26 protein-coding genes are annotated in these 25,229 nt (G+C 45.0%); 24 read left to right on the top strand and 2 right to left on the bottom strand.

Translation table 11 applies throughout. From position 1 onward, the window contains the following. Positions 1–75: 75 nt before the first annotated feature. The 3 genes from D0X99_RS15080 to D0X99_RS15070 all read left to right on the top strand — a co-directional run bounded on the left by D0X99_RS15080 (position 76) and on the right by D0X99_RS15070 (position 1,972). Entirely contained in the window at positions 76–471 is a 396-nt protein-coding gene (locus D0X99_RS15080; protein ID WP_119478666.1) for a hypothetical protein, read from the top strand. Further along, positions 468–683, top strand: coding sequence for a hypothetical protein (locus D0X99_RS15075; protein WP_119478665.1), 216 nt, complete (start codon positions 468–470; stop codon positions 681–683). The genes D0X99_RS15080 and D0X99_RS15075 overlap by 4 nt, the downstream gene beginning before the upstream one ends. A gap of 215 nt (positions 684–898) precedes the next feature. Continuing rightward, the gene (locus D0X99_RS15070; protein WP_119478664.1) at positions 899–1,972 is read left to right on the top strand and encodes an alkaline phosphatase; all 1,074 of its coding nucleotides are present in this window, start codon (positions 899–901) and stop codon (positions 1,970–1,972) included. 77 nt (positions 1,973–2,049) lie between these two features. Here D0X99_RS15070 and D0X99_RS15065 read toward each other — a convergent pair whose 3' ends face one another. Then, entirely contained in the window at positions 2,050–2,778 is a 729-nt protein-coding gene (locus D0X99_RS15065) for a class I SAM-dependent methyltransferase (protein WP_119478663.1), read from the bottom strand. 137 nt (positions 2,779–2,915) lie between these two features. Between D0X99_RS15065 and D0X99_RS15060 the strand changes: the two genes are divergently transcribed. Then, complete coding sequence (locus tag D0X99_RS15060; RefSeq protein WP_119478662.1) at positions 2,916–4,208, top strand: M20/M25/M40 family metallo-hydrolase; 1,293 nt, start codon at positions 2,916–2,918, stop codon at positions 4,206–4,208. Between the two features lie 83 nt (positions 4,209–4,291). Further along, the gene (locus D0X99_RS15055) at positions 4,292–5,389 is read left to right on the top strand and encodes an outer membrane beta-barrel protein (protein WP_233553731.1); all 1,098 of its coding nucleotides are present in this window, start codon (positions 4,292–4,294) and stop codon (positions 5,387–5,389) included. Positions 5,390–5,461: 72 nt separating this feature from the next. Here D0X99_RS15055 and D0X99_RS15050 read toward each other — a convergent pair whose 3' ends face one another. Further along, positions 5,462–6,001, bottom strand: coding sequence for a hypothetical protein (locus D0X99_RS15050; RefSeq protein WP_119478661.1), 540 nt, complete (start codon positions 5,999–6,001; stop codon positions 5,462–5,464). A 154-nt stretch (positions 6,002–6,155) separates the two neighbouring features. On the opposite strand from D0X99_RS15050, the gene D0X99_RS15045 reads away from it, so the two are divergent. From D0X99_RS15045 to galK, 19 genes are all read left to right on the top strand, one after another. After that, complete coding sequence (locus D0X99_RS15045) at positions 6,156–6,758, top strand: hypothetical protein (RefSeq protein WP_119478660.1); 603 nt, start codon at positions 6,156–6,158, stop codon at positions 6,756–6,758. Continuing rightward, the gene (locus tag D0X99_RS15040) at positions 6,755–7,408 is read left to right on the top strand and encodes a hypothetical protein (RefSeq protein WP_119478659.1); all 654 of its coding nucleotides are present in this window, start codon (positions 6,755–6,757) and stop codon (positions 7,406–7,408) included. Before D0X99_RS15045 ends, D0X99_RS15040 begins: the two co-directional genes overlap by 4 nt. A gap of 21 nt (positions 7,409–7,429) precedes the next feature. Beyond that, on the top strand, positions 7,430–7,861 hold the full coding sequence (locus D0X99_RS15035) for a VOC family protein (protein WP_119478658.1): 432 nt from the start codon (positions 7,430–7,432) through the stop codon (positions 7,859–7,861). Positions 7,862–8,000: 139 nt separating this feature from the next. Beyond that, complete coding sequence (gene purN / locus D0X99_RS15030; protein WP_119478657.1) at positions 8,001–8,561, top strand: phosphoribosylglycinamide formyltransferase; 561 nt, start codon at positions 8,001–8,003, stop codon at positions 8,559–8,561. 181 nt (positions 8,562–8,742) lie between these two features. Beyond that, complete coding sequence (locus D0X99_RS15025) at positions 8,743–9,291, top strand: dihydrofolate reductase family protein (protein WP_119478656.1); 549 nt, start codon at positions 8,743–8,745, stop codon at positions 9,289–9,291. Between the two features lie 496 nt (positions 9,292–9,787). Further along, positions 9,788–11,905 carry a PQQ-dependent dehydrogenase, methanol/ethanol family gene (locus tag D0X99_RS15015; protein WP_199708108.1) on the top strand — a complete coding sequence of 706 codons (2,118 nt, stop codon included), beginning with the start codon at positions 9,788–9,790 and terminating at the stop codon, positions 11,903–11,905. 368 nt (positions 11,906–12,273) lie between these two features. Beyond that, the gene (locus tag D0X99_RS15010; protein WP_119478653.1) at positions 12,274–12,711 is read left to right on the top strand and encodes a VOC family protein; all 438 of its coding nucleotides are present in this window, start codon (positions 12,274–12,276) and stop codon (positions 12,709–12,711) included. 82 nt (positions 12,712–12,793) lie between these two features. Continuing rightward, on the top strand, positions 12,794–13,297 hold the full coding sequence (locus D0X99_RS15005; protein WP_119478652.1) for a DoxX family membrane protein: 504 nt from the start codon (positions 12,794–12,796) through the stop codon (positions 13,295–13,297). A 586-nt stretch (positions 13,298–13,883) separates the two neighbouring features. Beyond that, the gene (locus D0X99_RS15000) at positions 13,884–14,426 is read left to right on the top strand and encodes a Crp/Fnr family transcriptional regulator (RefSeq protein WP_119478651.1); all 543 of its coding nucleotides are present in this window, start codon (positions 13,884–13,886) and stop codon (positions 14,424–14,426) included. Positions 14,427–14,499: 73 nt separating this feature from the next. Further along, positions 14,500–15,687, top strand: coding sequence for an epoxide hydrolase family protein (locus tag D0X99_RS14995; protein ID WP_119478650.1), 1,188 nt, complete (start codon positions 14,500–14,502; stop codon positions 15,685–15,687). Position 15,688: 1 nt separating this feature from the next. Further along, positions 15,689–16,753: a winged helix DNA-binding domain-containing protein gene (locus tag D0X99_RS14990; protein WP_119478649.1), complete on the top strand. Its 1,065-nt coding sequence runs from the start codon at positions 15,689–15,691 to the stop codon at positions 16,751–16,753. A 282-nt stretch (positions 16,754–17,035) separates the two neighbouring features. Further along, on the top strand, positions 17,036–17,338 hold the full coding sequence (locus tag D0X99_RS14985) for an RNA polymerase alpha subunit C-terminal domain-containing protein (RefSeq protein WP_119478648.1): 303 nt from the start codon (positions 17,036–17,038) through the stop codon (positions 17,336–17,338). 33 nt (positions 17,339–17,371) lie between these two features. After that, complete coding sequence (gene arr / locus D0X99_RS14980; RefSeq protein ID WP_394336582.1) at positions 17,372–17,788, top strand: NAD(+)--rifampin ADP-ribosyltransferase; 417 nt, start codon at positions 17,372–17,374, stop codon at positions 17,786–17,788. Between the two features lie 12 nt (positions 17,789–17,800). Continuing rightward, positions 17,801–18,214: an SRPBCC family protein gene (locus tag D0X99_RS14975; protein WP_119478646.1), complete on the top strand. Its 414-nt coding sequence runs from the start codon at positions 17,801–17,803 to the stop codon at positions 18,212–18,214. Between the two features lie 275 nt (positions 18,215–18,489). Continuing rightward, positions 18,490–20,016, top strand: a complete 1,527-nt coding sequence (purH, locus tag D0X99_RS14970; protein WP_119478645.1) for a bifunctional phosphoribosylaminoimidazolecarboxamide formyltransferase/IMP cyclohydrolase — start codon at positions 18,490–18,492, stop codon at positions 20,014–20,016. 341 nt (positions 20,017–20,357) lie between these two features. Further along, a complete protein-coding gene (cysS, locus tag D0X99_RS14965; protein ID WP_119478644.1) occupies positions 20,358–21,851 on the top strand; it encodes a cysteine--tRNA ligase in 1,494 nt (497 codons plus the stop codon). Then, the gene (locus D0X99_RS14960; RefSeq protein WP_119478643.1) at positions 21,841–22,818 is read left to right on the top strand and encodes a M28 family peptidase; all 978 of its coding nucleotides are present in this window, start codon (positions 21,841–21,843) and stop codon (positions 22,816–22,818) included. The genes cysS and D0X99_RS14960 overlap by 11 nt, the downstream gene beginning before the upstream one ends. A 73-nt stretch (positions 22,819–22,891) precedes the next feature. Next, on the top strand, positions 22,892–23,914 hold the full coding sequence (locus D0X99_RS14955) for a LacI family DNA-binding transcriptional regulator (protein ID WP_119478642.1): 1,023 nt from the start codon (positions 22,892–22,894) through the stop codon (positions 23,912–23,914). Positions 23,915–24,006: 92 nt separating this feature from the next. Then, positions 24,007–25,152 carry a galactokinase gene (galK, locus tag D0X99_RS14950; protein WP_119478641.1) on the top strand — a complete coding sequence of 382 codons (1,146 nt, stop codon included), beginning with the start codon at positions 24,007–24,009 and terminating at the stop codon, positions 25,150–25,152. The last annotated feature ends 77 nt before the right edge of the window (positions 25,153–25,229 follow it).

Here is a 25,229-nt window from a genome sequence, read left to right as displayed (position 1 = left end):
TTGACAAACTTATAAAGGGTGTAGGCAACTGCACCTTTTTTTATGAATTGTAAATCAGTTTCGATTTGAATAACCATGCCCAGATTCCTCCGAAACCTACTTATCCTATTCTTTCCCCTCCTGCTGATGGTCCTGGTCAATGAGTTCTCCAGAAAGCAGGAAAATGAAAATTACCATAAGAACTATGGATTAGCAACCATTAATCCAGGGGTGAAAATCGAAGAAAAATGCTCCTGGGCCTGTCACAATGATACCGGCTATTGCAAAACCCATCATGTGAAATTTGACTCCGGCTATTTTCAGTTTACCGATCCGCTGTACTTCGGGATGATTGCCGGTTTGCAGGGGTTCGGAAATTACGGATTGGCCAATATTTTCCTCCTGGTACTTTTCTTCCCACTCTTGATCTACACATTGTTTATCAAGTCGCTCAACATTCAGGATGAGATAAACCAACTGAAAAAATCATGAGTACCTTCCTCGAGATCGCCTATTTGGTGTACAATTATTGCACTGACTTTGTCATCAACCTGGCCAATATTTTCAACCTGTCCTATTACGAGGTCAATTTCATCCTATTCATTATTCTTTACCCTTTGTTGATTATTGGTACAGGATTGATCTTTTTGATCCAGATATGGAGGTTGAAAAAATGGAAAAGACAACTGGGTCAAAAGCCCTAAGGCAATGATCAAACTCAATGTTCAAGGAACCTCCAGCCTGAGGATTGGAAATTGGTCATTGATTATTTAAACGGTGGCTATTTTTCCCAAAAATCAGGTAGACTAGTAGACAGATTTCCTTAAGATCAAGAATCGGTTATGAATCAGTCCGATCTGTATCCTTTACAACTTTGAGCTCTATTTTGCACCTGAAAAACGCCAAATCTTAATCCCCCATGCACAAAAGATCACTGCTAATCCTCGCCCTGTTTTTATGCTTTGGCCCTTCCTGGGCTCAGAAAAAAGCGAAACACCCCAAAAACATCATCCTGATGGTAGGTGACGGCATGGGTGTGGCTCAAATCTACGCTGGCATGATCGGCAACTATGGCCATTTGAATCTCGAACGGATGCCTGTAGTAGGTTTCCATAAAAACCAGGCAAGCAATGCCTTTGTGACGGACTCAGCAGCTGGGGCTACGGCTTTCGCCTGCGGGGTAAAAACCTACAATGGGGCCATCGGAGTAGATGCCAACAAGCAACCTGTTCCCACCATTCTGGAGATAGCGGAGGAAAAAGGCCTGGCGACCGGAATGGTTGCTACCTGTTCCATCACGCATGCCACCCCGGCCAGCTTTATCTCCCATCAGCCTTCCCGCGCGTTGGATGAAAATATTGCACTGGACTTCCTGAATACCGACATCGACGTTTTTATCGGCGGTGGGAGAAAGTTTTTCGCCAACCGATCTGACGGGTTGAACTTGGTGGATTCCCTGAAAAACAGAAACTATCAGATCGCCAACTCCATCTCGGAAGTGCAGCAGGTCAAAAGTGGAAAGCTTGCAGCTTTCCTCGCAGATGAGCAACAGGCCCGGTTTTCCGCCGGTAGGGGAGATGAACTGGTGAAGTCCACTGAAGTCGCGCTAAACCTGCTCCATACCAATAAAAAAGGAATGTTCCTGATGATCGAAGGCTCACAGATCGACTGGGGAGGCCACGGAAATAATACCCAATACATCGTGGAGGAAATGATCGATTTTGATCATGCCATCGGGAAGGTGCTGGACTTTGCAGCCAAGGATGGTAACACCCTGGTCATCATTACCGCCGATCATGAAACAGGCGGATTCACCATTAATGGAGGTAACTCAGAAAAAGGTGTGGTCGAAGGCAAGTTTACCACCGGCAGCCACACAGGAGTGATGATTCCGGTTTTTGCATACGGCCCCGGTGCGGAGAAATTTGCAGGGATCTACGAAAACAATGAAATCTTCCACAAAATGATGAGTGCTTTCAGATTTAAACAGTAGCGAGTTATCGAAGCATAGAGGTTGGGAAGATTGATTATTTCAAACCACTAACCTCCGTGCCATTGGAGGCAGATCCATTAATCCGCTTTCTCAAAAACCAAAAAGTGCTGTATGCTCATAAACTGCCCGTTTTGCACCAGCTTAAAGCCATTTGCTTCGAGTTCCTTTTTGGCTTGGCGAACGGTCATTTTATGAAGCGGTTTGATAGCCACTTCAGGGTCTTCGCCCCGGTATTCGATGAGTAAGATTTTCCCGTCAGATTTCAGGGACTTCCTGATTTCGGCCAGCATTTCCTGAGGGTATTCCAGTTCGTGGTACACATCCACCATAATCGCTAAGTCCACCGAGTTTTCAGGCAAATTTGGAGAAGCTTCAGATCCTTTGACTGTCATTACATTGTCAAAGCCCAATTCCTTGCTGCGGTTTTGAAGGTACCGAATCGCTTCATCCTGAATTTCCACGGCATAAACTTTTCCTTGGGGCACTTTGGGAGCAATTCGAAAGGTGTAATACCCGGAGCCTGCACCAATGTCAGCCACTACGCTTTGAGCCGTGATGGGCAGATTTTCCAAAGCAAGCGCAATACTTTCCTCCTGTTCACGCTCCTGTCGCTCCAGCCAGTCCCTACCCTCAAATCCCATGACAAAGGAAATCTCCCTGCCCATGTAAACCTTCCCGATGCCGTCATAACTGGGGTTTTTGAAGGTATAGGGAGAATCTGTGGATTTGGATTTGGTCTGAGCTTGGCAGGAAAAAACCAAACACAAACTCAGGATCATCAAACAGTAAAATGGGACTTGCTTCATCGGGTCATTTTTTGAGTAAACCCATTAGATTGGGTGGTGTTTAAAAATACCAAGTTCTTCATCCACTTCAAGAAATTGGTAGCTTTAAGATCTGATCCGATATCACCTTCTGCTCAGTTCCTCAAAATCAAATCTTCATGAAATACTTCCTGTTTACGGCATCCTTTCTTACCCTCAGCATTTCTGTGTTTGCCCAGGCAAAAAAGCCAGGAGCTCAAGAAAAGTACCTGACTGAAGTCGCTGCCATCGCCAAAAACAATGCGGTCAAAGCTGCTTTTGCAGAGATCGACCGGTTGAATCCCCAGACGACCGAGGAATTAATCCAGCTTACGGAAATCCCGGCACCTCCATTTATGGAAGGAACAAGAGGCCTGAAGTATAAGCAAATGCTGGAAGAAGCCGGTGGGGTCAAAGTCTGGATGGACAGCATCGGGAATGTCCTTGCTCTCCGAAAAGGAACAGTGGGAGGCCGAATTGTAGCCATTGACGGTCACTTGGATACAGTATTTCCTGAGGGCACAGATGTCAGGGTCAAACAAAAAGGCGATACCCTTTTCGCCCCAGGCATCGGCGACAACACCCGTGGACTGATGGTTGTGCTGACTGTACTGAGAGCTATGGAAAAAGCCCAAATTCAAACAAAAGATGATGTCCTTTTTGTCGCCACGGTAGGCGAGGAAGGGAATGGAGACTTGCGCGGAGTGAAGTACCTGTTTGATAAAAGTGCGATCAAAATCGATTCCTGGATTTCCATCGACTCCGATGGAGTGGGCGGAATTTCCAATCAGGGAACCGGCTCTATCCGCTACAAAGTGACCGTTTCAGGACCTGGTGGACATTCCTGGGGGGATTTTGGCTTGGTTAATCCCCACCATGCCCTCGGCAAAATGATCAATTATTTCTCCGATGCTGCTGCTCAGTTTTCTGCAGTCGCCAAAACAAAAACCAGTTTCAATGTCGGAAAAATCGGAGGAGGCACTTCCGTTAATTCCATTCCCTTCGAATCTTGGATGGAAGTGGATATGCGTTCGGAGGACGATGAAAGCCTGACTACCATGGATTCGATTTTCAAGGCTTCCCTGCAAAAAGGCCTGACTGAATACAACAACAACCGAAAGACCAGCCCTGCCCTGTCCATGCAGGTGGATCAAATCGGATTCAGACCTTCCGGTATTACTCCAGAAGAATCTTCCTTGGTTCAGCGGTCAATGGCTGCAATCCAGTCCTTTGGCATCACCCCTAGCCTTTTTATCATGTCCGGAAATGCGAACTGGCCAATTTCCAAAGGAATTCCTGCGGTGACTTTGGGTTGGGGTGGGAAAAGTGACAACTCCCATGCCCTCGACGAATGGTGGATTGATGACCAGGGAACCGACGCCATCAAACTGGCTTTCCTAACGTTGGTGGCAGAGGCTGGAATAAGCCAATAAATCAATTCAAGTGTTATTTTGGAGAAATGGAATCGGAAAGAACTGTTCCCAACCGTCAATAGGCCTATTTCAAGTGTGATACCATGAAGCCATTTTTACTCGCAGCACTCTTCCTTACGGTAATCTTGTCGGCCAATTGCCAGATCATTAACACGGCCGTGATGGACTCCACCGCCTTGAATTACCAAGGAAAAGTCAGCATTGGAGGCTACATCGACACCTATTTCTCTTACGACTTCAATCGGCCGGCGGATGGAAACAGGCCTTATTTTGTATCAATGCACCGGCACAACGAAGTAAATATCAACCTGGCCTACCTGGATATCAAATACAACTCCTCCAGACTTCGTGCTAGGTTTGTTCCGGGCTTTGGTACCTATATGAACCAAAACTACGCCTCCGAAGAAGGCACTTTGAAAAACATCGTCGAAGCAAGTGCAGGAATTAAGGTCTTTTCAAAAAAGAATATCTGGCTGGATTTCGGTGTTTTCGGCTCCCCGTTTACCAACGAAAGCGCAATCTCCAAAGACCATTTAGCCTACACGAGGTCTTTTGCCCCCGAATATGTCCCCTATTACCTCGCAGGTGCAAAAGTCACCTTGCCGGCTTCGCCAAAGCTAAATCTTTATCTGTATCTCCTCAACGGCTGGCAACAGATCAAAGACCAAAACTCCAACAAGGCAATTGCCACCCAAGTCGAATTTCGTCCCAATAACTATTGGCTGATCAACTGGAATACCTACTCCGGGAAGGAAAGTAGTGCGTCGGAGCCCGGATTTGTAGGATGGAGGTATTTTACAGATGCCTTTTTTATCTACAGCAAAGACCGCTGGGCAATGACCGGTTCCTTCTATATCGGCAGTCAGGAGCAATCTTCCGGAAATGCCACGTGGTGGAACGCCAATCTGATTGCCCAATACAGTCTGACGAAAAAGTTATCACTGGTGTCCCGAATCGAGTATTTCGAAGACGATCGCAGTGTTCAGATCGTCCCGATCACTTCAGTAGTTGGTTTCAGTTCTTACGGCAGTTCCCTGGGGATCAACTATCGCATCGCGGAAAATTTCATGTTTCGAACTGAAGGAAGGGTGTTTTTCTCAGACCAGGAAGTCTATCTCCGAAATGGCCAAAGCGTCAGCAACAGCAGCATGTTGACCACCAACTTTACGGTTTGGTTCTAGACTTTTCCTTGAAAAATCCCAGCGCGAGCACACCTCAAAAACCAATCATCGGTCTGAATTCTTGAGATAAACTCAATCCTTCCCACTTCCCTTAAACTGATCCTCCTTGTAGGCAAAGAGCACGTTGAAAGTTGTCAGAGAACCATAGCAGCGGGTGATGTATTGCTGAAGGTTGACCCTATCCTCGTCATCCAGTTTGGGATGGTTGTTGATGTTTTGTTCGAGTACCCGAAGCTTTTCGCGAACCATCACGATTTTGTGAAAAAAGGTCTCAATCGGAATTTCCTTAGTCTGAAGGCTGCGGTCTGAAGGCTCAATGACCAACGTCCCTCCCATCCACTTACCACCCAAGGGAATCAGCGGCGCCCGCTCCGAGGTAGCCATCAAGGCCTCGCGGATCGCCCGCTCCACATCCTTCATGGTCAGCATCGGAAAGTCCGGCACCTTGGCTTCCTCCACTGTATATCCCTCGTAATCTCTTGCCAGAGTTTTGACTTCCTCCGAGGCGGAAAAATAAATTTTGTAATACGTGGCATCCACCGCCACGATGACTCCTGAGCCAAATTTGGGATGGCCAATGCGGCTGCCTACGCCTAGTTCACTTGCTGACATGGTTTGTAACAGATTGAGTTGGAAACCGGAAATTAAAAGAAAGTGCGCAATCCTTCATCTCCCGGAAGATTTAAAGGAATTAGACAGAAATAATTTTTTATAATTAACTGGAATTCTACCTTTTCCAACAGAAAATAAAAACCAACTCTTGCCCATGAAAAACTTTTTCATTCAATCCATCTCCGCATTCCTTGGCTTTACCTTTTGGGGTGCAGGGATGGTCAAGCTCTATGAAGGTCATCACTTTATCGGTTGGATTGGACCTCAATGGCTGGTCGAAAAACTTGCAGAATACGACCTCGGCCTCTATGCCGAATTCATCGCCATCGCTCAGATTACCATCGGATTTATGCTGATGACTTCGCGGTTCAAACTCCTTGGTGGCATTATGCTTGTACCCATGATTCTGAATATCCTGATGGTCACCATTTCCCAAAACTGGCAGGGAACTCCCTATGTCCTGGCTGTTTTACTAGCGATGAATGGCTTTCTGTTGTGGCAGTTTCGGGACTATTTCAGCCCCTTGGTAAATGAGTCATTCCCAAAGACCTCCAATCGCACCAAAGTCAAGCGGACATGGACAGGTCATGGAGTTTGGTTGGTGGGATTGAGCCTGAACCTGCTATCCATTTCAGTTTCCTATGAGCAGCTGACCCTTGCTTTTGTTTTAGCCGGGATAGGGGTCGTGCTCGGAATTTTGTCATTTCGGGTGGATCGATATTACCTTAGCCAAGCCACCTTTTCCAACCAACTATGAGTGAAAAATTTTTCAACCTCTTACTCCTGCTCCACATTGTAGGAGGTTCCATTGGATTATTGTGTGGAATTTTGGTTTTCATCCTGAAAAAGGGAACCAAAACCCATGCGAACCTGGGCAAGCTGTTCATTTTTGGAATGCTGCTCTCTGGCGTGACAGCTCAGGTCATGGCAATTCTTCACCCGAACACCTTTTTGTTCATGGTTGGGGTATTTACGATTTACCTCGTGGGAACGGGTGCCCGAGCGATTTTCACCAAAAGCTCCAGATCCATTCATTCCATAGACCGATTCCTACAGTTTGGAATGGTACTCGCCGGACTGGCCTTGATCTATCTGGGAATTGCCGGAGTGATGGGAGGAAATAATTTCGGGATCGTTTACATCGTTTTTGCTTCGATCGGTTTGTTGATGGCTGTACAGGATATTCGCAGTGCTTCCAAACACAGCCATGATAAAAAAGCCTATGTCCGAAAGCATTTACAGCGATTAGGTGGTGGTTTTATAGCTTCTGCTACAGCCTTTTTGGTAGTCAATTTGAGAGAACTTCCCGATTGGTTGCCGGTTTGGGTTCTTTGGCTTATACCTACGCTGTTGATCTCACCGCTGATTTCATTTTATTCCAAGAAATACAAAGCGGCTTCCTTATAGTAACCCAAAACCCCAAGCGCTATGAACATCTATCCTTATCTCAACTTTGACGGCACCGCTGAAGAAGCTATGCTGTTTTACAAGTCCATTCTCGGCGGTGAATTCGAGGGAGGCATCAGCTTTTTCGGAGAAATCCCAGGCATGGAACTTCCCGAAGAAGAAAAATCCCGGGTCATGCACATCTCTTTAAAAATAAGTGACTCGGTAAAAATCATGGCCAGTGACACCAGCCCCAGCATGGGCCATGTCTGGATCAAAGGCAACCACAATTACATCTCCATCAATGCTGACAGCAAAGAAGATGGAGACCGCATTTTTAAGGGCCTGTCTGCCGGTGGAAAAATCGAGATGGACTACCAAAAAACCTTCTGGGGGGCGTATTTCGGAAGTTTTGAGGACAAATTCGGGATCGGCTGGATGGTCAATTACGATCTGAAACCGGGAGAAGAATAAGCGATTTCGGATCTCGGATTTCGGATTTGGGACCCAAACTCCAATCCGAGATCCGAAATTTGAAATCCGAAATTACAAGTCCTGTTTTGATTGGAGTATTCCCATCCTCTAATTTGCACTCTCAAACAACTCACGCCTGATGATCAGATTAGCCATACTCGCCTCCGGCAGCGGCAGCAATGCCGAAAAAATCATGGAGCACTTTCAAGGCTCTTCAAAAGCCCAAGTGGGGCTCGTGGGGTCCAATAAAGCCGATGCATTTGTCCTCGAGCGTGCGAAGAAATTTGGTGTACCGACTTTCACCTTTTCCCGCAAAGAAATGGATGCAGGCGTACTGTTGGCTAAACTTCAGGAAGAAAAGATCGATTGGGTGATTTTGGCTGGTTTTTTACTAAAGATTCCTGACGAATTGATCCGTGCTTTTTCGGATCATATGGTCAATATCCATCCCGCCCTTTTGCCCAAGTATGGAGGAAAAGGAATGTACGGTGTCCATGTCCATGAAGCCGTGAAAGCATCCGGCGACACCGAAACCGGTATCACCATCCACTTGGTCAATGAACACTACGATGAGGGAAAAATCATCTTCCAGGCAGCTACTCCCGTAACCCCGGAAGACACCCCGGACACCATCGCCCAAAAAGTGCATGCGCTCGAGCATCGGTATTTTCCGGAAGTGATTGAGAGTTTGCTGGGATGAGGGATTTGGGATGTCGGATGTCGGATATCAGATGTCAGATGTCGGATGTCGGATGTCAGATTTAGTTTGACGGAAGACGAAAGTGACGAGAAGGAGGTCGGAGCCTCGTAAATCTAAAATCGTAAATCGTAAATATTGTAGACGGAAGTTTGAAAAGGAGAAAAAATCAATCCGAAGCAAGATGCAAAACAGCAACCGCGTATTCATCGCCACCAGTCTGGATGGATTTATTGCAGATGCCCAGGGAGGCATAGGCTGGCTGGACACCTTTCCTGAGATCAATCAGGTTGATACGGGCTATGCAGCCTTTACCGAAGACATCGATGCACTAGTCATGGGAAGAAATACCCTTGAGACAGTCTGTGGATTTGACATGGACTGGCCTTACCAAAAGCCGGTGTTTGTCCTGAGTAATTCCCTAACCGAGCTTCCGGAAAAGGCCCTCGGAAAAGCCGAATTGGTTCGTGGGGAACTGTCAGAAATCCTGGAAACTATCAACGGAAAAGGATACTATAAGCTGTACATCGACGGAGGCAAAACCATTCAGAGTTTTCTGCAGGCAGATTTGATCGATGAACTCACCGTGACGGTGATTCCTGTACTCTTGGGATCTGGTATTCCTTTGTTTGGTCCCTTGACCAATCCCCTTGTTTTTGAATGCAAAAGGACCACCCTCTTCTTCGATAAAGTCGTCCAAAATCATTTTGTAAGGCAACGAGCCGGGAGCTAATTGACGGGTTTTAAGCTTTTTTGGCAGGCAGAACTCCTTACAAAATCCAAGCGCTAGGGTTATTTCCCATTTTTCAATTTGATTTTTCGGGTAGCATGAAAACCATTTTTGTCAAAAACGGAGAATTCCGTAACAAGCCTTTGGTCCTGTTGGAATTTCCCTTTGATCATCAGCTGAAGGAGCTGGTCAAACCTGAATACAAAACACGAACAGCTTCAAGACTCTCTATAAATCATGGAATGACTTTAAGGAATGCTGATAGATCGGCGCTTCGCACAATACGGTATATGCAAGATGCCGGGCACTCACTCTTGAAATATATTTATAACTTGGATTTAAACACCAACAAGGGAGATAGCGCAGAGCTGTCGGAATTGTCCCGGCGGCTTTAGCAAGCTCTCCTAACACCCGATAAGTTGCATACACAGGTCGTTGACAGTGATTGGGCTTGATAGCGACATTCTGGCCATTCCAAAGTATTAAACGAAGCAATATTATGAAAGAAACGACCCTATCAACCACCTCACATACCTGGAAGATATTTTCCTGGATTCTGTATGTTATGCTTATTGCTTCGTGTCAGCAACCAAAAGACGCCCTGCAGGCTGATGATGCAGCCATAGCAGATGAATCACAAACAGAAAACTGGCTGGCCTACGGACGAACACATAATGAAAGACGGTTTAGCCCAATGAAAGACATCAACGAAAACAACGTGGCTAACCTTAAAGTGGATTGGTACATTGACTTGCCCAACGATCGCGGCCTGGTTTCCACTCCGTTGGTAATTGATGGTGTGCTTTATTTCTGTGGCACAATGAACATAGTAAAAGCCGTGGATGCCACTTCCGGTAAATTGATTTGGGAATATGACCCAGAAGTAGCCAAACACGTTGCCGGCAAGCGTCAAATAGGATGGGTACATAACCGGGGCATCAGTTTTTACAAAGGGAAAATTTATGCGGCCACCTGGGATGGAAGGCTGATTGCCTTAGATGCAAAGACTGGAAAGGAAATCTGGAGTGCCCAAACATTTGCCCCAACTGAGTCATTGTATATCACAGGCGCTCCCAAAGCTTTTAAAGACAAAATCTTGATTGGCAATGGAGGAACCGAATATGGCCCATCACGTGGATATGTTACCGCTTACGATGCCGAGACCGGTAAACAGGCCTGGCGCTTTTATATCGTGCCCGGAAACCCGGCCGATGGTTTTGAGAATGAAGCGATGGAGATGGCCGCCAAAACCTGGACGGGGGAATGGTGGAAGCATGGAGGTGGCGGCAACGCCTGGCATGGGTTCACCTATGATGCCGATTTGGATGTGCTCTACATCGGCACAGGAAATGGCTCTCCCTGGAATAGAAAGATAAGAAGCCCCGGTGGGGGCGATAATCTTTTTCTCAGTTCGATTGTGGCACTTGATCCGGATGACGGAAAATATTTATGGCATTACCAAACCACACCTGGAGAAAGCTGGGATTACAATTCCAACATGGACATTGTGCTGGCCGATCTGAAAATTGATGGCAAAATGGTGAAGACAATCCTTCACGCACCGAAGAACGGTTTCTTTTATGTCATCAACCGTGAAACAGGAAAACTGATTTCTGCCGATCCCTTTGTTGAAACGTCTTGGGCTTCGCATGTTGATCTTGCTACCGGGCGACCAGTTGAAGTACCCGGGGCACGTTATGAAAATGGCCAGGCGGAAATAACGCCATCACCCTTGGGTGGACATAGTTGGCAATCCATGTCGTTTAATCCAAATACAGGCTTAGTATATTTTCCTGTTATGCATTTTTCAATGACCTATTCAGATGATGGTATTGATGTAGCTAATTGGCAAAACAAAGCATTCCAACGAGGGACAGGAGTCAACACATCTGTTTCGAAAAAACAACCCCGGGAATACCTAAGTTCATTGTTGGCCTGGGATCCTATAAAAAAGAAACCGGTTTGGTCCGTTCCTCAAAATGATTTATGGAATGCCGGTACCTTGACAACCGCAGGCAATTTGGTTTTCCAGGGAAGGGCCGATGGCAAATTCTTAGCTTTTGATGCCAATACAGGTGACGAGCTTTGGTCTTTTGACACAGGCCTAGGCATATCGGCGCCGCCCATAACCTATTCGGTTAACGGCCGCCAGTATATAGCACTGTTGGTGGGTTGGGGAGGTGCTTTAGCTGGAACGGGAGGTATGAATATGGGTTGGGGATACGGTGTGCATACAAGACGACTAGTTGTATTTTCCCTTGAGGGGGTTGCAGACATGCCCAAGCTACCGCCGCGACATTCACCAACTCTTATCGAGGGTTCCAATTTTATTCTGGATAATAATTTAGCCCAGAAGGGTGTAAACGAATACAGCGCTTGTGCGGGATGTCACGGTAAAGGGGGTATAGCGAATGGCATGGCCCCTGATTTACGGGCATCGCCTATTCCCCTAGAAAAGGCAAGCTTTAACGCGGTAGTACGCGATGGTGCTAAAGTCAGTATGGGCATGCCTGCTTTTCCGGAAATGACCGATGAACAACTTACCGCTCTTATGCACTATATCCGGCAACAGGCAAGGGCTGGCATTCCTAAATCTAATTCCAATGGGTCGCATTGAGCTTGGAGGAGAAATAAATCAATTAAAAGTTCTTACTCTTGGTCAGCAGTTTAAAATGAAGCTCCATCATTTGATTTATATATCTGTTTTTATTGGGTGAGATTCGTTGGGAAGGGATAACATGTGGACTTCAAAAAAATAAACTGAGATAAAAAAAAGACACTTAGATGATGCCTAAATACTGCCACCAGACGGTTTGGCAATATGGCGGATGATGTGCAAACTTCCATATCAGTAATTCTATTGAGCATTTGTACAAAACTGAACAATTGTTCTTCGATTGCCCACCATCGCAAAGCCATAAACCGTTATACGGTAGCTTAAAGGCGATGACCAACATAAAATCAGAAACCGGATAAGGTAGCAAAATGGAACAAAGAATTAGTGTATTGACAATTGGAGCTACCGACCTCAACGCAATGAAAAACTTCTATGGAGAAGTTTTAGGTTGGACGACAGTAGCCGAGAACAAAGACATTGTATTTTATAAACTCAATGGATTTTTATTGAGTATCTGTGACAGAAAAATGCTTGCTGACTTTATCGGTGTTGACCATAACGGACAAGGTTTTCGTTCTGTCACAATTGGCTACAATGTCGAAAGCAAGGAAGAAGTTTTAGAACTTTATAACCAACTGAAAGACAAAGTAAAAATTTTGAAAAAGCCGACAGAGCCGCCATTTGGCGGACTTTTCTTTTACTTCACTGACATTGAAGGAAACATAATTGAAATTGCACAGAACTCATTTATAACGCTGGATAAAGACAAAAACGCAATAGGTCATGAACCAATTGACCACTTATAAACTGAAATTAAAAGGACAAGAGAGCCAACCGCATCACAAGGGATTTTCGTTATTCTTAAATTCACCTTGTATGTATTGAAAAATGGAGAAGATTATATTTAGACTGAAATTATTTAAGAGCTTCCAAGTATTTACAATTTTTGTTAGGTATCTGCTTGGCATAGCCTTCGTATGGGCGAGTATTTTAAAAATAAAAGGAATAAGATTTGAAGCTTATTCAGGTGAAAATTCACCAATAGGTTCATTGTCTCACCTATTAGAGGCTATGTATCGTTCAGGTTTTTTTTGGTATTTTATTGGCTGGGGACAATTAATAGCAGGACTTTTACTTATGTCTCAGATTTTTAGCACACTTGGCGCCTTAGTGTATTTCCCAATTATGCTTACTATTTTTGTTCTTACTACCGCCTTTCAGGGACCTGTTTTTTTGACTATGACATCTTTAATGCTTCTTACAAATATATACTTGTTATTGTGGGACTGGAATAAATTAAAATTCATAATTCTAAATAATCCAGGTGAATATATTGACCAAAATACTGAGTTTTCAAGAAAAAAATTTGGACATATTGTGGTATATTGTTAGGTGCAGCAATTGTAACTTTTCGTATAATAAGCACATGATAAAATAGTTGATAAACACAAAGTGAAAAATCGAGCGCACAACATTGGGTTTAATGCAAGTCGGGCATGACCAGCAAACATCAACCGATTGCAAATCCAAGCTGTGGTTTGGGATGGACAATCAACTTTCAACTTTAGTTCTTAGATTCAACTTTATATTTTCAATCAGCTGTAGTTATCGGCGGAGGGAATGCAAATTCCCAACTTGCATAAAGCCCTACTCGTTGGCGGTAATTGACCCAAACAATTTGTTCACGTAAGGGCAGAGACTCAATTAACAAAGATTTCATAAGGGGAAAATCTAGCAGCTTCGACCCAACTTCGGCTCAGAAAAAACAAAAACCTGGGCCAGACTAAAATAATACTGCCAACCCTTCGCGTTTTTAAAAAGATTTTCCTGCAAAAGTCCTGTGCATTTGGAACACCCCAAAGTCAATAAAACCGACAGCGAAACCAAAGCTATGAATGGGAAGAGCCAAATCGCCTCTGAGTACAATCCATTACTAAATAAATTAGACACCAATTGCTCATGATAAAGGATTCAGCCCATGGTAAATGAACGTGAACTACTGAATGTCGAATGGGAAAAGTATCGGCATTTCTTTAAACATGAAGAGATTGCTGCCCGAACACTATTGTTACGGGAGGGTATGGTCTCCGAAAGAATGTTCTACATAGAAAAGGGATGTATCAGGTTGTCTTTTAATAAGGATGGAAAGGACATCACATTTCAATTTTTCTTTGAAGGTGAAGGGGTCTCATCGGCCGAGAGTTTTAGAAGCAATCAACCAAGCTTATTTTCGATTGAAACGATTGAGCCTTGCATTGTTCATACGCTGAATAAAAAAGACCATGCACTAATTATTGAGAGTTCCCCGCTTATCAAACAAGAACTTGAAGAACAGACCTTTCAGCGATTGCTTTATTATCAAAAATTGTTTCTCTCGAGAATAAAAAACAGCCCTGAGGAAAGGTATAAAGAGTTACTCGAGCAAAGTCCCCACATCCTGCAACGAATACCGCAACATTATATAGCATCATTTCTAGGGATTACGTCCGTGTCGTTAAGCAGGATCAGAAATAGAAAGTAGCGTTTCTTAACAATTGTTATCGCTTTAAGGGGGCATTACAAGCCAGTTTTGTTTTAAAACAAAACCAAAAAGTATGAAACAATTTAAAATTCAAATTCCTAATTCCGAGATCAAGGATCTGAATGAAAGACTGCTTAACACTCGTTGGCCAGGTGAAATGATCAACGAGGGATGGAAAAAAGGCCCTCCGACAGATTATTTGAAAAGTCTGGTAGATTATTGGATAAACAAATTTGACTGGAGAAAACAAGAGACCTTGTTAAATCAGTATCCTCAGTTTATAACTGAAATAGATGGCCAGAACATCCATTTCCTTCATGTAAAGTCTGACAATCCCAATGCTACTCCGCTTATGTTGATTCATGGTTGGCCGGGTTCCTTCGCGGATTTCGTAAACGTAATTGAACCACTTACCAATCCGCAGGCAGGCAAAGAGAATGGAGTCAGCTCATTTCATTTAGTTATCCCATCTATTCCAGGATTTGGTTTTTCCACCCCTGTTAAAGAGAAGGGATGGAATATGTTTCGAATTGCCGCAGCCTTCAGCACCCTAATGGAGCAACTAGGCTACGCCAAATTTGCCGTTCATGGGGGTGATATGGGTGCCGGGGTGACGAGTATCATGTCGGCATTGGCTGCACACAAACTTATCGGAACCCATGTGAATACTGATTTCTACTCATTGGCTGGACTGGGCATGTTTCCGTCAGATTCTTCATTTTTATCCGAGGCTGAAAAACCACGACTGGAACGCATGAAAGATTATAAAAAGTATGGTACCGCCTATCTTGAAATACAATCAACAAGACCACAAACAATTGCATATTCACTTTCAGACAGCCCAGTAGGACAACTGGCATGGATGATTGAAAAATATAAAGAATGGACGGATGAAGATATAGAATTGCCAGATCAGGCCATGAATATCGATCAGATGTTGACGAACGTTTCTTTGTACTGGTTTAATAAAACTGGAGCATCCAGTGCAGAAGTGTTGTATGAAAACATGAGCATGGCCTTTAACTGGGGAACAGACAGTGGAGCGAAGGAATCAAGTCAATGGACGCCACCAAGGGTTCGATCTGCTATGACCGTGTTTGGTAAGAGTGCGGATAAATCGCTTTTTAATAAACTTTTATCACTCACAGGAGAACCAGACTGGTACAGGTTTCATGAAAAAGGAGGGCATTTTCCTGCCATGGAGGTTCCTGACTTATTGGTGAAAGACCTCAGGGAAGTTTTCGATCAGCACAACGTTTAGTATGAAGGTAAAGGAATTAATACAATTAAGATTGGCAAATCAGGGATTAACATCTGCGGAGGTCAGCACTTGGGCTGCAGATGTAGTCTCCCATTTTGGTGCTATGCAAGCCCAAGATTACCCGATGGCAAAATGGGCAGTGGGTATGAGAATGCAGCAAGCCTCTGATAAGGATATCGAAATGTGTGTGAATTCAGGAGAAATCATTCGAACACATATTCTTAGGCCAACATGGCACTTTGTAAGCCGAAAGGACATTCGCTGGATGATGGAGTTGTCAGCACCCTATGTGAAAATAAAATCGCAATATGTAAATAAGCAAGTTGGCCTTACAGATGAAATCTTCAAAAAAGTATGGAAGATGATCGAGGTTGAACTGGCAAACGACCACAATCTTACAAAAGAGGATCTAACCGAAAGGCTTTTGAAAAAGAAAATAAAAGTCGAAGGCTTACTGGCTACGCAGCTATTAATACGGGCCGAATTGGAAATGCGAATTTGCAGTGGGGTGAGGAAAGCAAATAAAATTACTTATGCTCTCTTTGAAAGTAGAGTTCCGAATTCAGAAAAATTATCCAAAAAGGACTCTCTTGTAAAACTTGCGTCAATTTATTTTAAATCGCGCGGCCCTGCTACAATAAAAGATTTTATGTGGTGGAGTGGCTTAAATATGACCGATGCTAAATACGGAGTATCCGGATTAGGCGAAAACCTAATATCGGCTTCAATTGACGGAGTGAGGTATCTATACTTTGAAAGCGACAGTTTTCCAAAAAAGCAAGTCTCAGCATTACTTCCTTCCTTTGATGAATACATGGTTGGCTATTCTGAGAGCAGAGGCATTGCCTTCCCTCCTGACATCGAAAAATCTTTTTTAGGCAATGGGATATTTAAGCCAATAGTTTTATCGGATAATACAATTGTCGGCACCTGGAAAAGGGTGGACAGAGAACCATTTGTCGAAATCCAATTTCTAGAGGACCACAGAAAATACAGTGGTGTAAACATTTCCCAGCAAAGATTTAAATCATTTTCCGGCAAAGCAGAAGAGGAAAACCATAAGTAAATCAAGTCCAAGGTTTTTAATTCAAAGGTCCCACACACATTGCGTTGAACCAAATACACCCCAGATCCAAAGTCAGTCAATTAAGTGCGCATAGTTTAGAGTAAGCCGACAATAGAATTATCAAAATACTCGGGACTCCTTCGATGACCTTTGAAAAATAAAAGAGACAAACACTCGCCAATCAGAACTTAACGGGTGAATAGACGAGAAAAAAGTGAAGCATCAAACAAGTTATACGGGCATTGTAAAAGACGAGACTACTCAAGTAAAAAAAGACAGGAAATGGTGACAAGAAAGATTTTGAAAACATGTAAAAATGGGCACAAATTTTATAAAAGTTCGGACTGTCTTACTTGCCCAATTTGTGAAGAAGAACGAAAGCCAAAAGACAGTTTCCTTTCCTTTCTTGTGGCTCCCGCAAGACGAGCATTGGAAAATAATGGTATCACAACATTGGAACAACTTTCAAAATACACGGAAAAGGAAATTCTGAACCTGCACGGAATGGGAAGAACCACCATTACGAAACTGCAAAAAATACTATCCGAAAATAAATTAGCCTTTAAGAATTCGATAATGCTATAAATAATGAAACAAAATCAAAATGACCTTAAATCAATAGGACAGGGAGCAACACCATTCTCCCAAACATACTTTCACGGCACGAAAGCAGACTTAAAAGTTGGCGACCTGATTGAAGTTGGGTTCAACTCTAATTATGGACAGAAGAAAAACGCAAAATATATCTTCTTGACAGCAACATTGGACGCTGCAATTTGGGGTGCAGAACTTTCATTAGGCGAAGGGCGAGAAAGGATTTATTTGGTTGAGCCAACTGGTGAAATAGAAGATGACCCGGACTTGACTGATAAAAAATTCCCAGGAAATCCGACAAAATCATATCGATCAACAGAACCCTTCAGAGTGGTAGGAGAAGTAACCGTTTGGCAAGGGCACCCAGCAGAACAAGTAAAGACTATGAAAGAACACCTTGAAAAATTGAAAGAACAAGGTGTCAATTCGCTTAACGACTAAAACTTTATCAATATGTCAGCTAGTAAAATTACAATCAGCACAATAGTTTCCGCTGATAATCAGAAAGTTTGGGACTATTATACCCAACCTGAACACATAACAAAATGGAATTTCGCCGATCAAAGTTGGCATTGCCCTACAGCCACAAACGATTTGAAAGTTGGTGGACGATATATTGCAAGAATGGAAGCCAAAGACGGAAGTTTCGGTTTTGACTTTGAATCAGTTTATACTGAGATTAATTCAGGAAAAAACTTCACTTATGAGTTTGGAGGACGTTATGCTAAAGTTGAGTTCAAAGAAGCAAATGGACAAACAGAAGTAATTGTATCATTTGACCCTGAAACAGAAAATTCAACTGAATTACAGCAAAAGGGTTGGCAGGCAATCTTGGACAACTTCAAAAAATATGTTGAAACCAACTGATGAAAAGAAAACGACCCGCTAACAGCGGTTTGGCGAAATGGTGGGTTCAATGCTTCGTATGACAGGTTTGTGGTAGGTTCAAGTGCTGTTATTCGATTGAACTTTTGTTCTAAAAATCCGCCACAACGCCTAGCTGCCGAGCCTTGCCCAAACCAAAGCGATTACTACAGCCTTTTGGTTTTCCCAATCCAAGTTCCCTAATTTTCCCCCACCGGTTCCAAGCATTTTTTCTACCTTTGCGCCTTCGCAAGATTTCATCCCAATTCCATTCCCAAATGGCTACCAAAAAAATACAATCTGCCCTAGTTTCAGTCTATTACAAGGACAACCTCGAACCGATCATCGCCCTCCTCAAAAAGCATGGAGTGAAAATCTACTCCACCGGCGGTACGCAGAAGTTTATCGAAGAGCAAGGCGCAGCAGTGATTCCTGTCGAAGAACTGACCAGCTATCCGTCCATCTTTGGCGGTCGAGTGAAGACGCTCCACCCAAAAATCTTCGGAGGAATCCTCTACCGCAGAGAAAATGAAGGCGATGTGGCCCAGGCTGCTGAATATGACATCCCGGCCATCGACTTGGTGATTGTGGATTTGTATCCTTTTGAAGAAACGGTTGCCTCCGGAGCATCCGAAGCCGACATCATCGAGAAGATCGACATCGGAGGGATCTCTTTGATCCGTGCCGCTGCAAAAAACTTCAAGGACGTCATCATCATCGCTTCCAAAGCACAGTACGGAGAATTGGAAGCCAGACTGTCAGCACAGGATGGAGGAACCACCCTCGAAGACCGTCGCTACTTTGCGGCACAGGCTTTCCAGGTGTCTTCCAACTATGACACCCACATCTTTAATTATTTCAACCGGGCAGAAAACATCCCGGCTTTGAAAGTTTCAGAAAACAAGGCAAAGGCCCTTCGCTATGGAGAAAACCCGCACCAGGCGGCTCATTTTTACGGCAACTTGGAAGATCTTTTTGACCAGCTGAACGGCAAAGAACTTTCCTACAACAACCTCGTGGACGTGGACGCCGCAGTGAACCTGATCGCTGAATTCCCGGATCAAACCGCTTTTGCAATCCTTAAGCACACCAATGCCTGCGGTTGCGCAACTGCTGGCTCCGTCAAAGAAGCTTACCAGAAGGCTTTTGCAGCCGACACCACTTCCGCTTTCGGAGGCGTGTTGGTTACCAACAAAACTGTGGACAAAGAAGCCGCGGAGGAAATGAACTCCCTTTTCTTCGAGGTATTGATCGCTCCGGAATTTACCGAGGAAGCCTTAACTGTGCTGAAAGGAAAGAAAAACCGTATCCTGCTTCGTCAGAAAATGGGGTTACCTGGCACCAAGATGATCAAAACCTTGCTCAATGGCGTGATCGAGCAGGACAAGGATTTGGCTACCGAAAGCAAAGCTGATTTCAAGGTAGTGACCAAAGTTGCACCGACAGAAAAAGAACTTGACGCTTTGGTTTTCGCAGCAAAAGTCTGCAAGCACACCAAGTCCAACACTATTGTACTGAGCAACGATTCCCAATTATTCGCTTCAGGCGTGGGTCAGACTTCCCGCGTGGATGCCTTGCGTCAGGCAATCATTAAGGCCAGGGAATTTGGCTTTGATCTGAAAGGTGCTGTGATGGCATCCGATGCTTTCTTCCCATTTCCGGATTGTGTGGAGATTGCACATGAAGCCGGAATCACGGCAGTCGTGCAGCCTGGTGGATCGATCAAAGACCAGGACAGCATTGACTTCTGCGATGCCCACGGCATGAGCATGGTGATGACGGGAGTACGTCATTTCAAGCATTGATCTGAAGTATCAAGTAGCTAGATTATAGTATCAAGACCTCCGGTTCGCTTAGGATCGGAGGTCTTGATTTTTCCAACCATTAAGAAATTGAGGGGATTAAGAGGGCTTTCAAGGAACTTCGCTTTAGTAATTTTCCCTCTACACTCTTAATTTCTAAATGGTAAAATCCAAGTCTTTGTAATCCAGCTTTTCCAAAGGTTCAAACTTTGGAAAAGATAAACTTACCGGCATTTCAATTCACTTTTATTTACTATTTCCAATCAGGTAATTTGCCTCCAAATTGGAACCGTTTACCACAATCCTCGTATTTCGTATTTCGTATTTCGTACTTTTGAAGACTTATGAAGTCGCATCAATTAAAACTCTATAATACTCTTTCCCGCCAAAAGGAGGATTTTGCACCCATCAACCCGCCCTTCGTGGGCATGTATGTCTGCGGACCGACTGTTTACGGGGATGCACACCTGGGTCATGGTCGACCTGCCATCACCTTTGATACGGTCAACCGCTACCTGACTCACCTTGGCTATCGCGTGCGCTACGTTCGCAACATAACCGACGTGGGTCACCTCACCGGTGATGCAGATGAGGGCGAGGACAAAATCGCCAAAAAGGCCAAGCTCGAGCAGCTCGAGCCCATGGAAGTGGCTCAACAGTATACGGACACCTACCACCGGGACATGGCATTGCTCAACACCTGGAAGCCAAGCATCGAGCCTCGCGCCACCGGTCATATTCCGGAGCAAATCGCCTTGGTCGAAGCCATTCTTCAGGAAGGCTTGGCTTACGAAGTCAATGGTTCGGTCTATTTTGATGTGCTCAAATACAACGAAACCTACAAATACGGAAAGCTGTCCGGCCGTGTGCTCGACGAACTCATGAGCGGGAGCCGGGATCTGGATGGACAGGGAGAAAAGCGGAATGCCGTGGACTTTGCACTCTGGAAAAACGCCTCTCCCGAACACCTGATGAAGTGGGATTCCCCTTGGGGTGTGGGATTTCCGGGTTGGCATCTCGAGTGTACAGCCATGAGCAGCAAGTACCTTGGCACCCAGTTTGACATCCACGGAGGCGGAATGGATCTGATGTTTCCTCACCACGAATGTGAGATCGCACAGGGCAATGCCTGCAATCACCGCGATCCGGCCAAATACTGGATGCACAACAACATGATCACCATCAACGGGCAGAAGATGGGCAAGTCCTTGGGTAATTTTATCACGCTGCAGGAGCTTTTCACCGGCAATCATCGACTGCTGGAGCAAGCCTATAGCCCGATGACGATCCGGTATTTTATCCTCACGGCGCATTACCGATCGACCCTGGACTTTTCCAATGAAGCCCTGAAAGCTGCGCAAAAAGGCTATAAAAAAATCATCAACGGACTGCGGATCGCCAGAGCTTTGGAGTTTACATCCAACCAGGAAGTTGGGATCGATGCCGACCAGGTGAAACAAATCGAACAAAGCATTGCCGCTGCCTATCGCGCAATGGATGACGATTTCAACACCGCACAGGCCATTGGTCACTTATTCAATCTGCTCAAAAAGATCAACTCCATTTTCACCGGACAGCTAAATTCAGCGACTTTGGGTGAAGAGGTTTTTGCCAAACTTAAAGGAACCTTCATCACGTTTGTGGAAGATATTCTCGGACTTATTGAGGAGAAAAGCGACGTGCAAAACTCAATGCTGGATTTGCTGTTGAAGCTTTACACCGAAGCAAAAACTGCCCGGGACTATGCCAAGGTGGATGAAATCCGCGCCGGACTGAAGGAAATGGGCTTTGTGGTCAAAGACATGAAAGACAAAATTGACTGGGCGTATGAAGAATAGATTTTGGCTGATCGCCCTCTTGGTTTTTGCCTGGGCCTGTTCGGGTGAAAAAACCACCGAGACTGTTGTACCCGAAGTTGTCACCAAGCCTTATCCAGCCTTCAATGCCGATTCGGCTTATGCATTTGTGCAAAAGCAGGTGGACTTTGGACCACGAGTACCCGGAACCAAAGGCCATGCCGACACCAAAGCTTGGATGATTTCCAAGTTGGAAAGCTACGGATGGACGGTGCAGACCCAGGATTTTCAGGCTAAAACCTACGATGGTTTGACATGGAATCTTACCAATGTGATCGCCTCCTACAATCCTCAGGCAACCAAGAGAATCCTTTTGGCTGCCCATTGGGATACCCGACGGATCGCCGACAAAGACACCGAGCGAATCAAGGAACCCATTGACGGTGCAAATGACGGCGCATCGGGAGTTGGGGTTGTTATGGAAATTGCCCGTGTGATCGCCTCTCAGGAACTCAAACCTGAGGTTGGAATCGACATCATTTTCTTTGACGGAGAAGATGACGGGGAACCCGAAAATGCTTCCGTCACCAACAACTCCCAAGTCTGGTGGTGCCACGGTTCGCAATACTGGTCCAAAAACAAGCACGTCCCTAACTATTCAGCCTTTTATGGGATTTTGGTGGACTTGGTTGGAGGAAAAAATGCCCGGTTTTATCGGGAAGGATATTCCAGAAAATATGCGAGCGGAATTGTCTCAAAAGTGTGGGGGAATGCAGCCCAGTTGGGGCATTCAGGTACTTTTATCCAGCAGGATTCCCCGGAAATTTTGGATGACCACGTTTTTGTGAATGAATGGGCAGGTATTCCCATGATTGACATCATTGAGTTTTCACCGGAGTTTGGTTTTGGGCATTACCATCACACCCACCAGGACAATTTGGACCTGATCGATCCCCGGACTTTGAAGGCAGTTGGGGAGACTGTCATTTACACAGTTTATCAGGAATAACGATTTTTCCCTAAATCTTTGCTTTATTCGTAATTGCAGACGTTTGCAGGATCAGGATTAAGAAAGCACTAAAATGAAGAAGGGTCATCAGATTACGATGAAGGAAATCGCCAAAAAGCTCGGCGTGTCGGTTTCCACCATTTCCAGAGCGCTAAAGGATTCCCCGGAATTACATCCCGAAACCAAACGAAAAATCGTGGAAATGGCCAAGGAGATGAATTATCAGCCCAATCTTCTCGCCCAAAGCCTTCGCATTTCCCGATCAAAAACGCTTGGAGTCATCGTTCCGGAGATCACCTCCCACTTTTTTGCATCCTGTATCAGCGGAATTCAGGACACTGCCAACAAACGCGGATACAATGTTATGATCTGCCAAAGCAATGAATCCATTGAGCAGGAAAAAGCCAATATCCGAACTCTGGTTTCAAGCCAGGTTGACGGTTTGCTGATATCTCTTAGCCGCGAAACCAATACCTTCGAGCACCTCTATGACCTGTATGACCGGGAGATCAACTTTGTGTTGTTTGACCGGGTTCAGGAAGACATTCCGGTATCAAAAGTCACCTTCAACGATGCAGGTGGAGCTTATCAGGTCACCCACCACCTCCTGGAGGGTGGCAATCGGCGGATCCTCTATGTGTCCGGACCGGAGGACCTTTACATTTCCAAAAAAAGAAAAGAAGGCTATCTCAAGGCTCTGGCAGAATACGGGATCGGAGAAGATCCTTCCCTCATCAAAATCTCCGAACTTACTTTGGATGACAATATCCGGGTAGCAAATGAAATAGCTGAAATGAACCCCAGACCCGATGCGGTTTTTTGCATGATCGATCCGGTAGCGGTGGACGTCCTGACCCAATGGAAGTCAATGGGCATCAAAATCCCGGAAGAAATGGCATTGGCGGGTTTCACCAACAATCCAACTTCCGCGGTCGTCGAGCCCCCCCTCACTACGGTCTCCCAACCCGGGTATGAGATGGGAAAACTGGCAGTTAGCCACTTGTTGGATCAGCTCGATGGAATCGCATCGGAAGATCCCATTTCCATTGTTTTGGAAACCACCTTGGTTCCGAGAAAATCCTCTCAACACTTTTAAGTGAAGAAGTAATCGGTTATTGAGTTAATAGTTATAAGTCTCTCGAGAATCCCCACTTGTAACTAATAACCAATAACTTAATAAACTATCCCATGATCTCCCAACTCACCCAAATCTTTTACTCCTACTTTGCCTCTACTCCCCTCATCGCATTTGCTCCTGGCCGAATCAACCTCATTGGCGAGCATACCGATTACCAGGAAGGGTTCGTTTTTCCGGCAGCTGTGGAACAGGGGATTTGGGTTGGCATTCAGAAAAACGGACAAAAAATCTGTCGCATCTATTCCATGGATTTTGACCAGGAATTCACCTTTGACATCGACGCTTTTTCGCCGAAAAAAGGACATTGGGCGACCTACGTGATGGGCATGGCTGCTTTGCTACAGCAGTCCGGTTATGAAATCGAAGGATTTGACATGGTAATAGGGGGGAATATTCCGGTGGGTTCGGGGCTTTCCTCCTCTGCTGCGCTTTCGGTAGCAATCGGCACGGCGATATCAGGTTTGTTTGATTTTCAGATACCCAAGAAAAACATCGTCCTCTATGCCCAAAAATCCGAGCACCTGTTTGCAGGTGTAAAGTGCGGGATCATGGACCCCTATGCTTCTGCCTTTGGAGCTGCCGGGAAAGCCCTCTTGCTGGATTGCCGAAGCAATACCCATGAGGAAATTCCGGTTAATCTCGGAGAGTATTCTCTGATGCTCGTCAATACCAAGGTGAAGCATTCCTTGGCTGACTCCGCCTACAACAAGCGACGGGAGGCCTGTGAAGAAAGCGTGAGAATACTGGAACCAAATTTTCCTGGCATTAAGACCCTTCGGGATATTGGAGTGTCAGACTTGGAAAAAGTTGAAAAACTACTTCCTGAAGGCCTTTTCCCGAAAGCCAAACATGTCATCACTGAATGTGTCCGGGTGCACGAAGCAGCAAAGGCTTTGCAATCCGGCGATTTGAAGACTTTTGGAAAGCTTCTCAACGCCTCCCACCAAAGCCTCAGTCAGGACTTTGAAGTCAGCTGTCCCGAACTGGATTTTCTGGCTGAAATAGCACAAGTTTTAGATTTTGTCTTAGGCTCAAGAATGATGGGCGGAGGCTTTGGAGGCTGCACTATCAATTTGGTCAAGACCAGCGAACTTGAGAATTTCCATCAAACCATTTCAGCCGGATACGAACGCACCTTTGCCATATCTCCCGACTTCATTCCGGTGAAAATCGGATCTGGAGCCCACCTCCTTTAAGGGATCGATTTTTTGTCGACAAAATCCCTCCGTTGGTCTATTAAAACCCCCGAATTTCAGTTGGTTAGCCTGAAATT

It is taken from the genome of Algoriphagus lacus, from assembly GCF_003583985.1.
Lineage (GTDB): Bacteria > Bacteroidota > Bacteroidia > Cytophagales > Cyclobacteriaceae > Algoriphagus > Algoriphagus lacus.
This window is presented reverse-complemented; position numbering and strand designations above follow the sequence as displayed.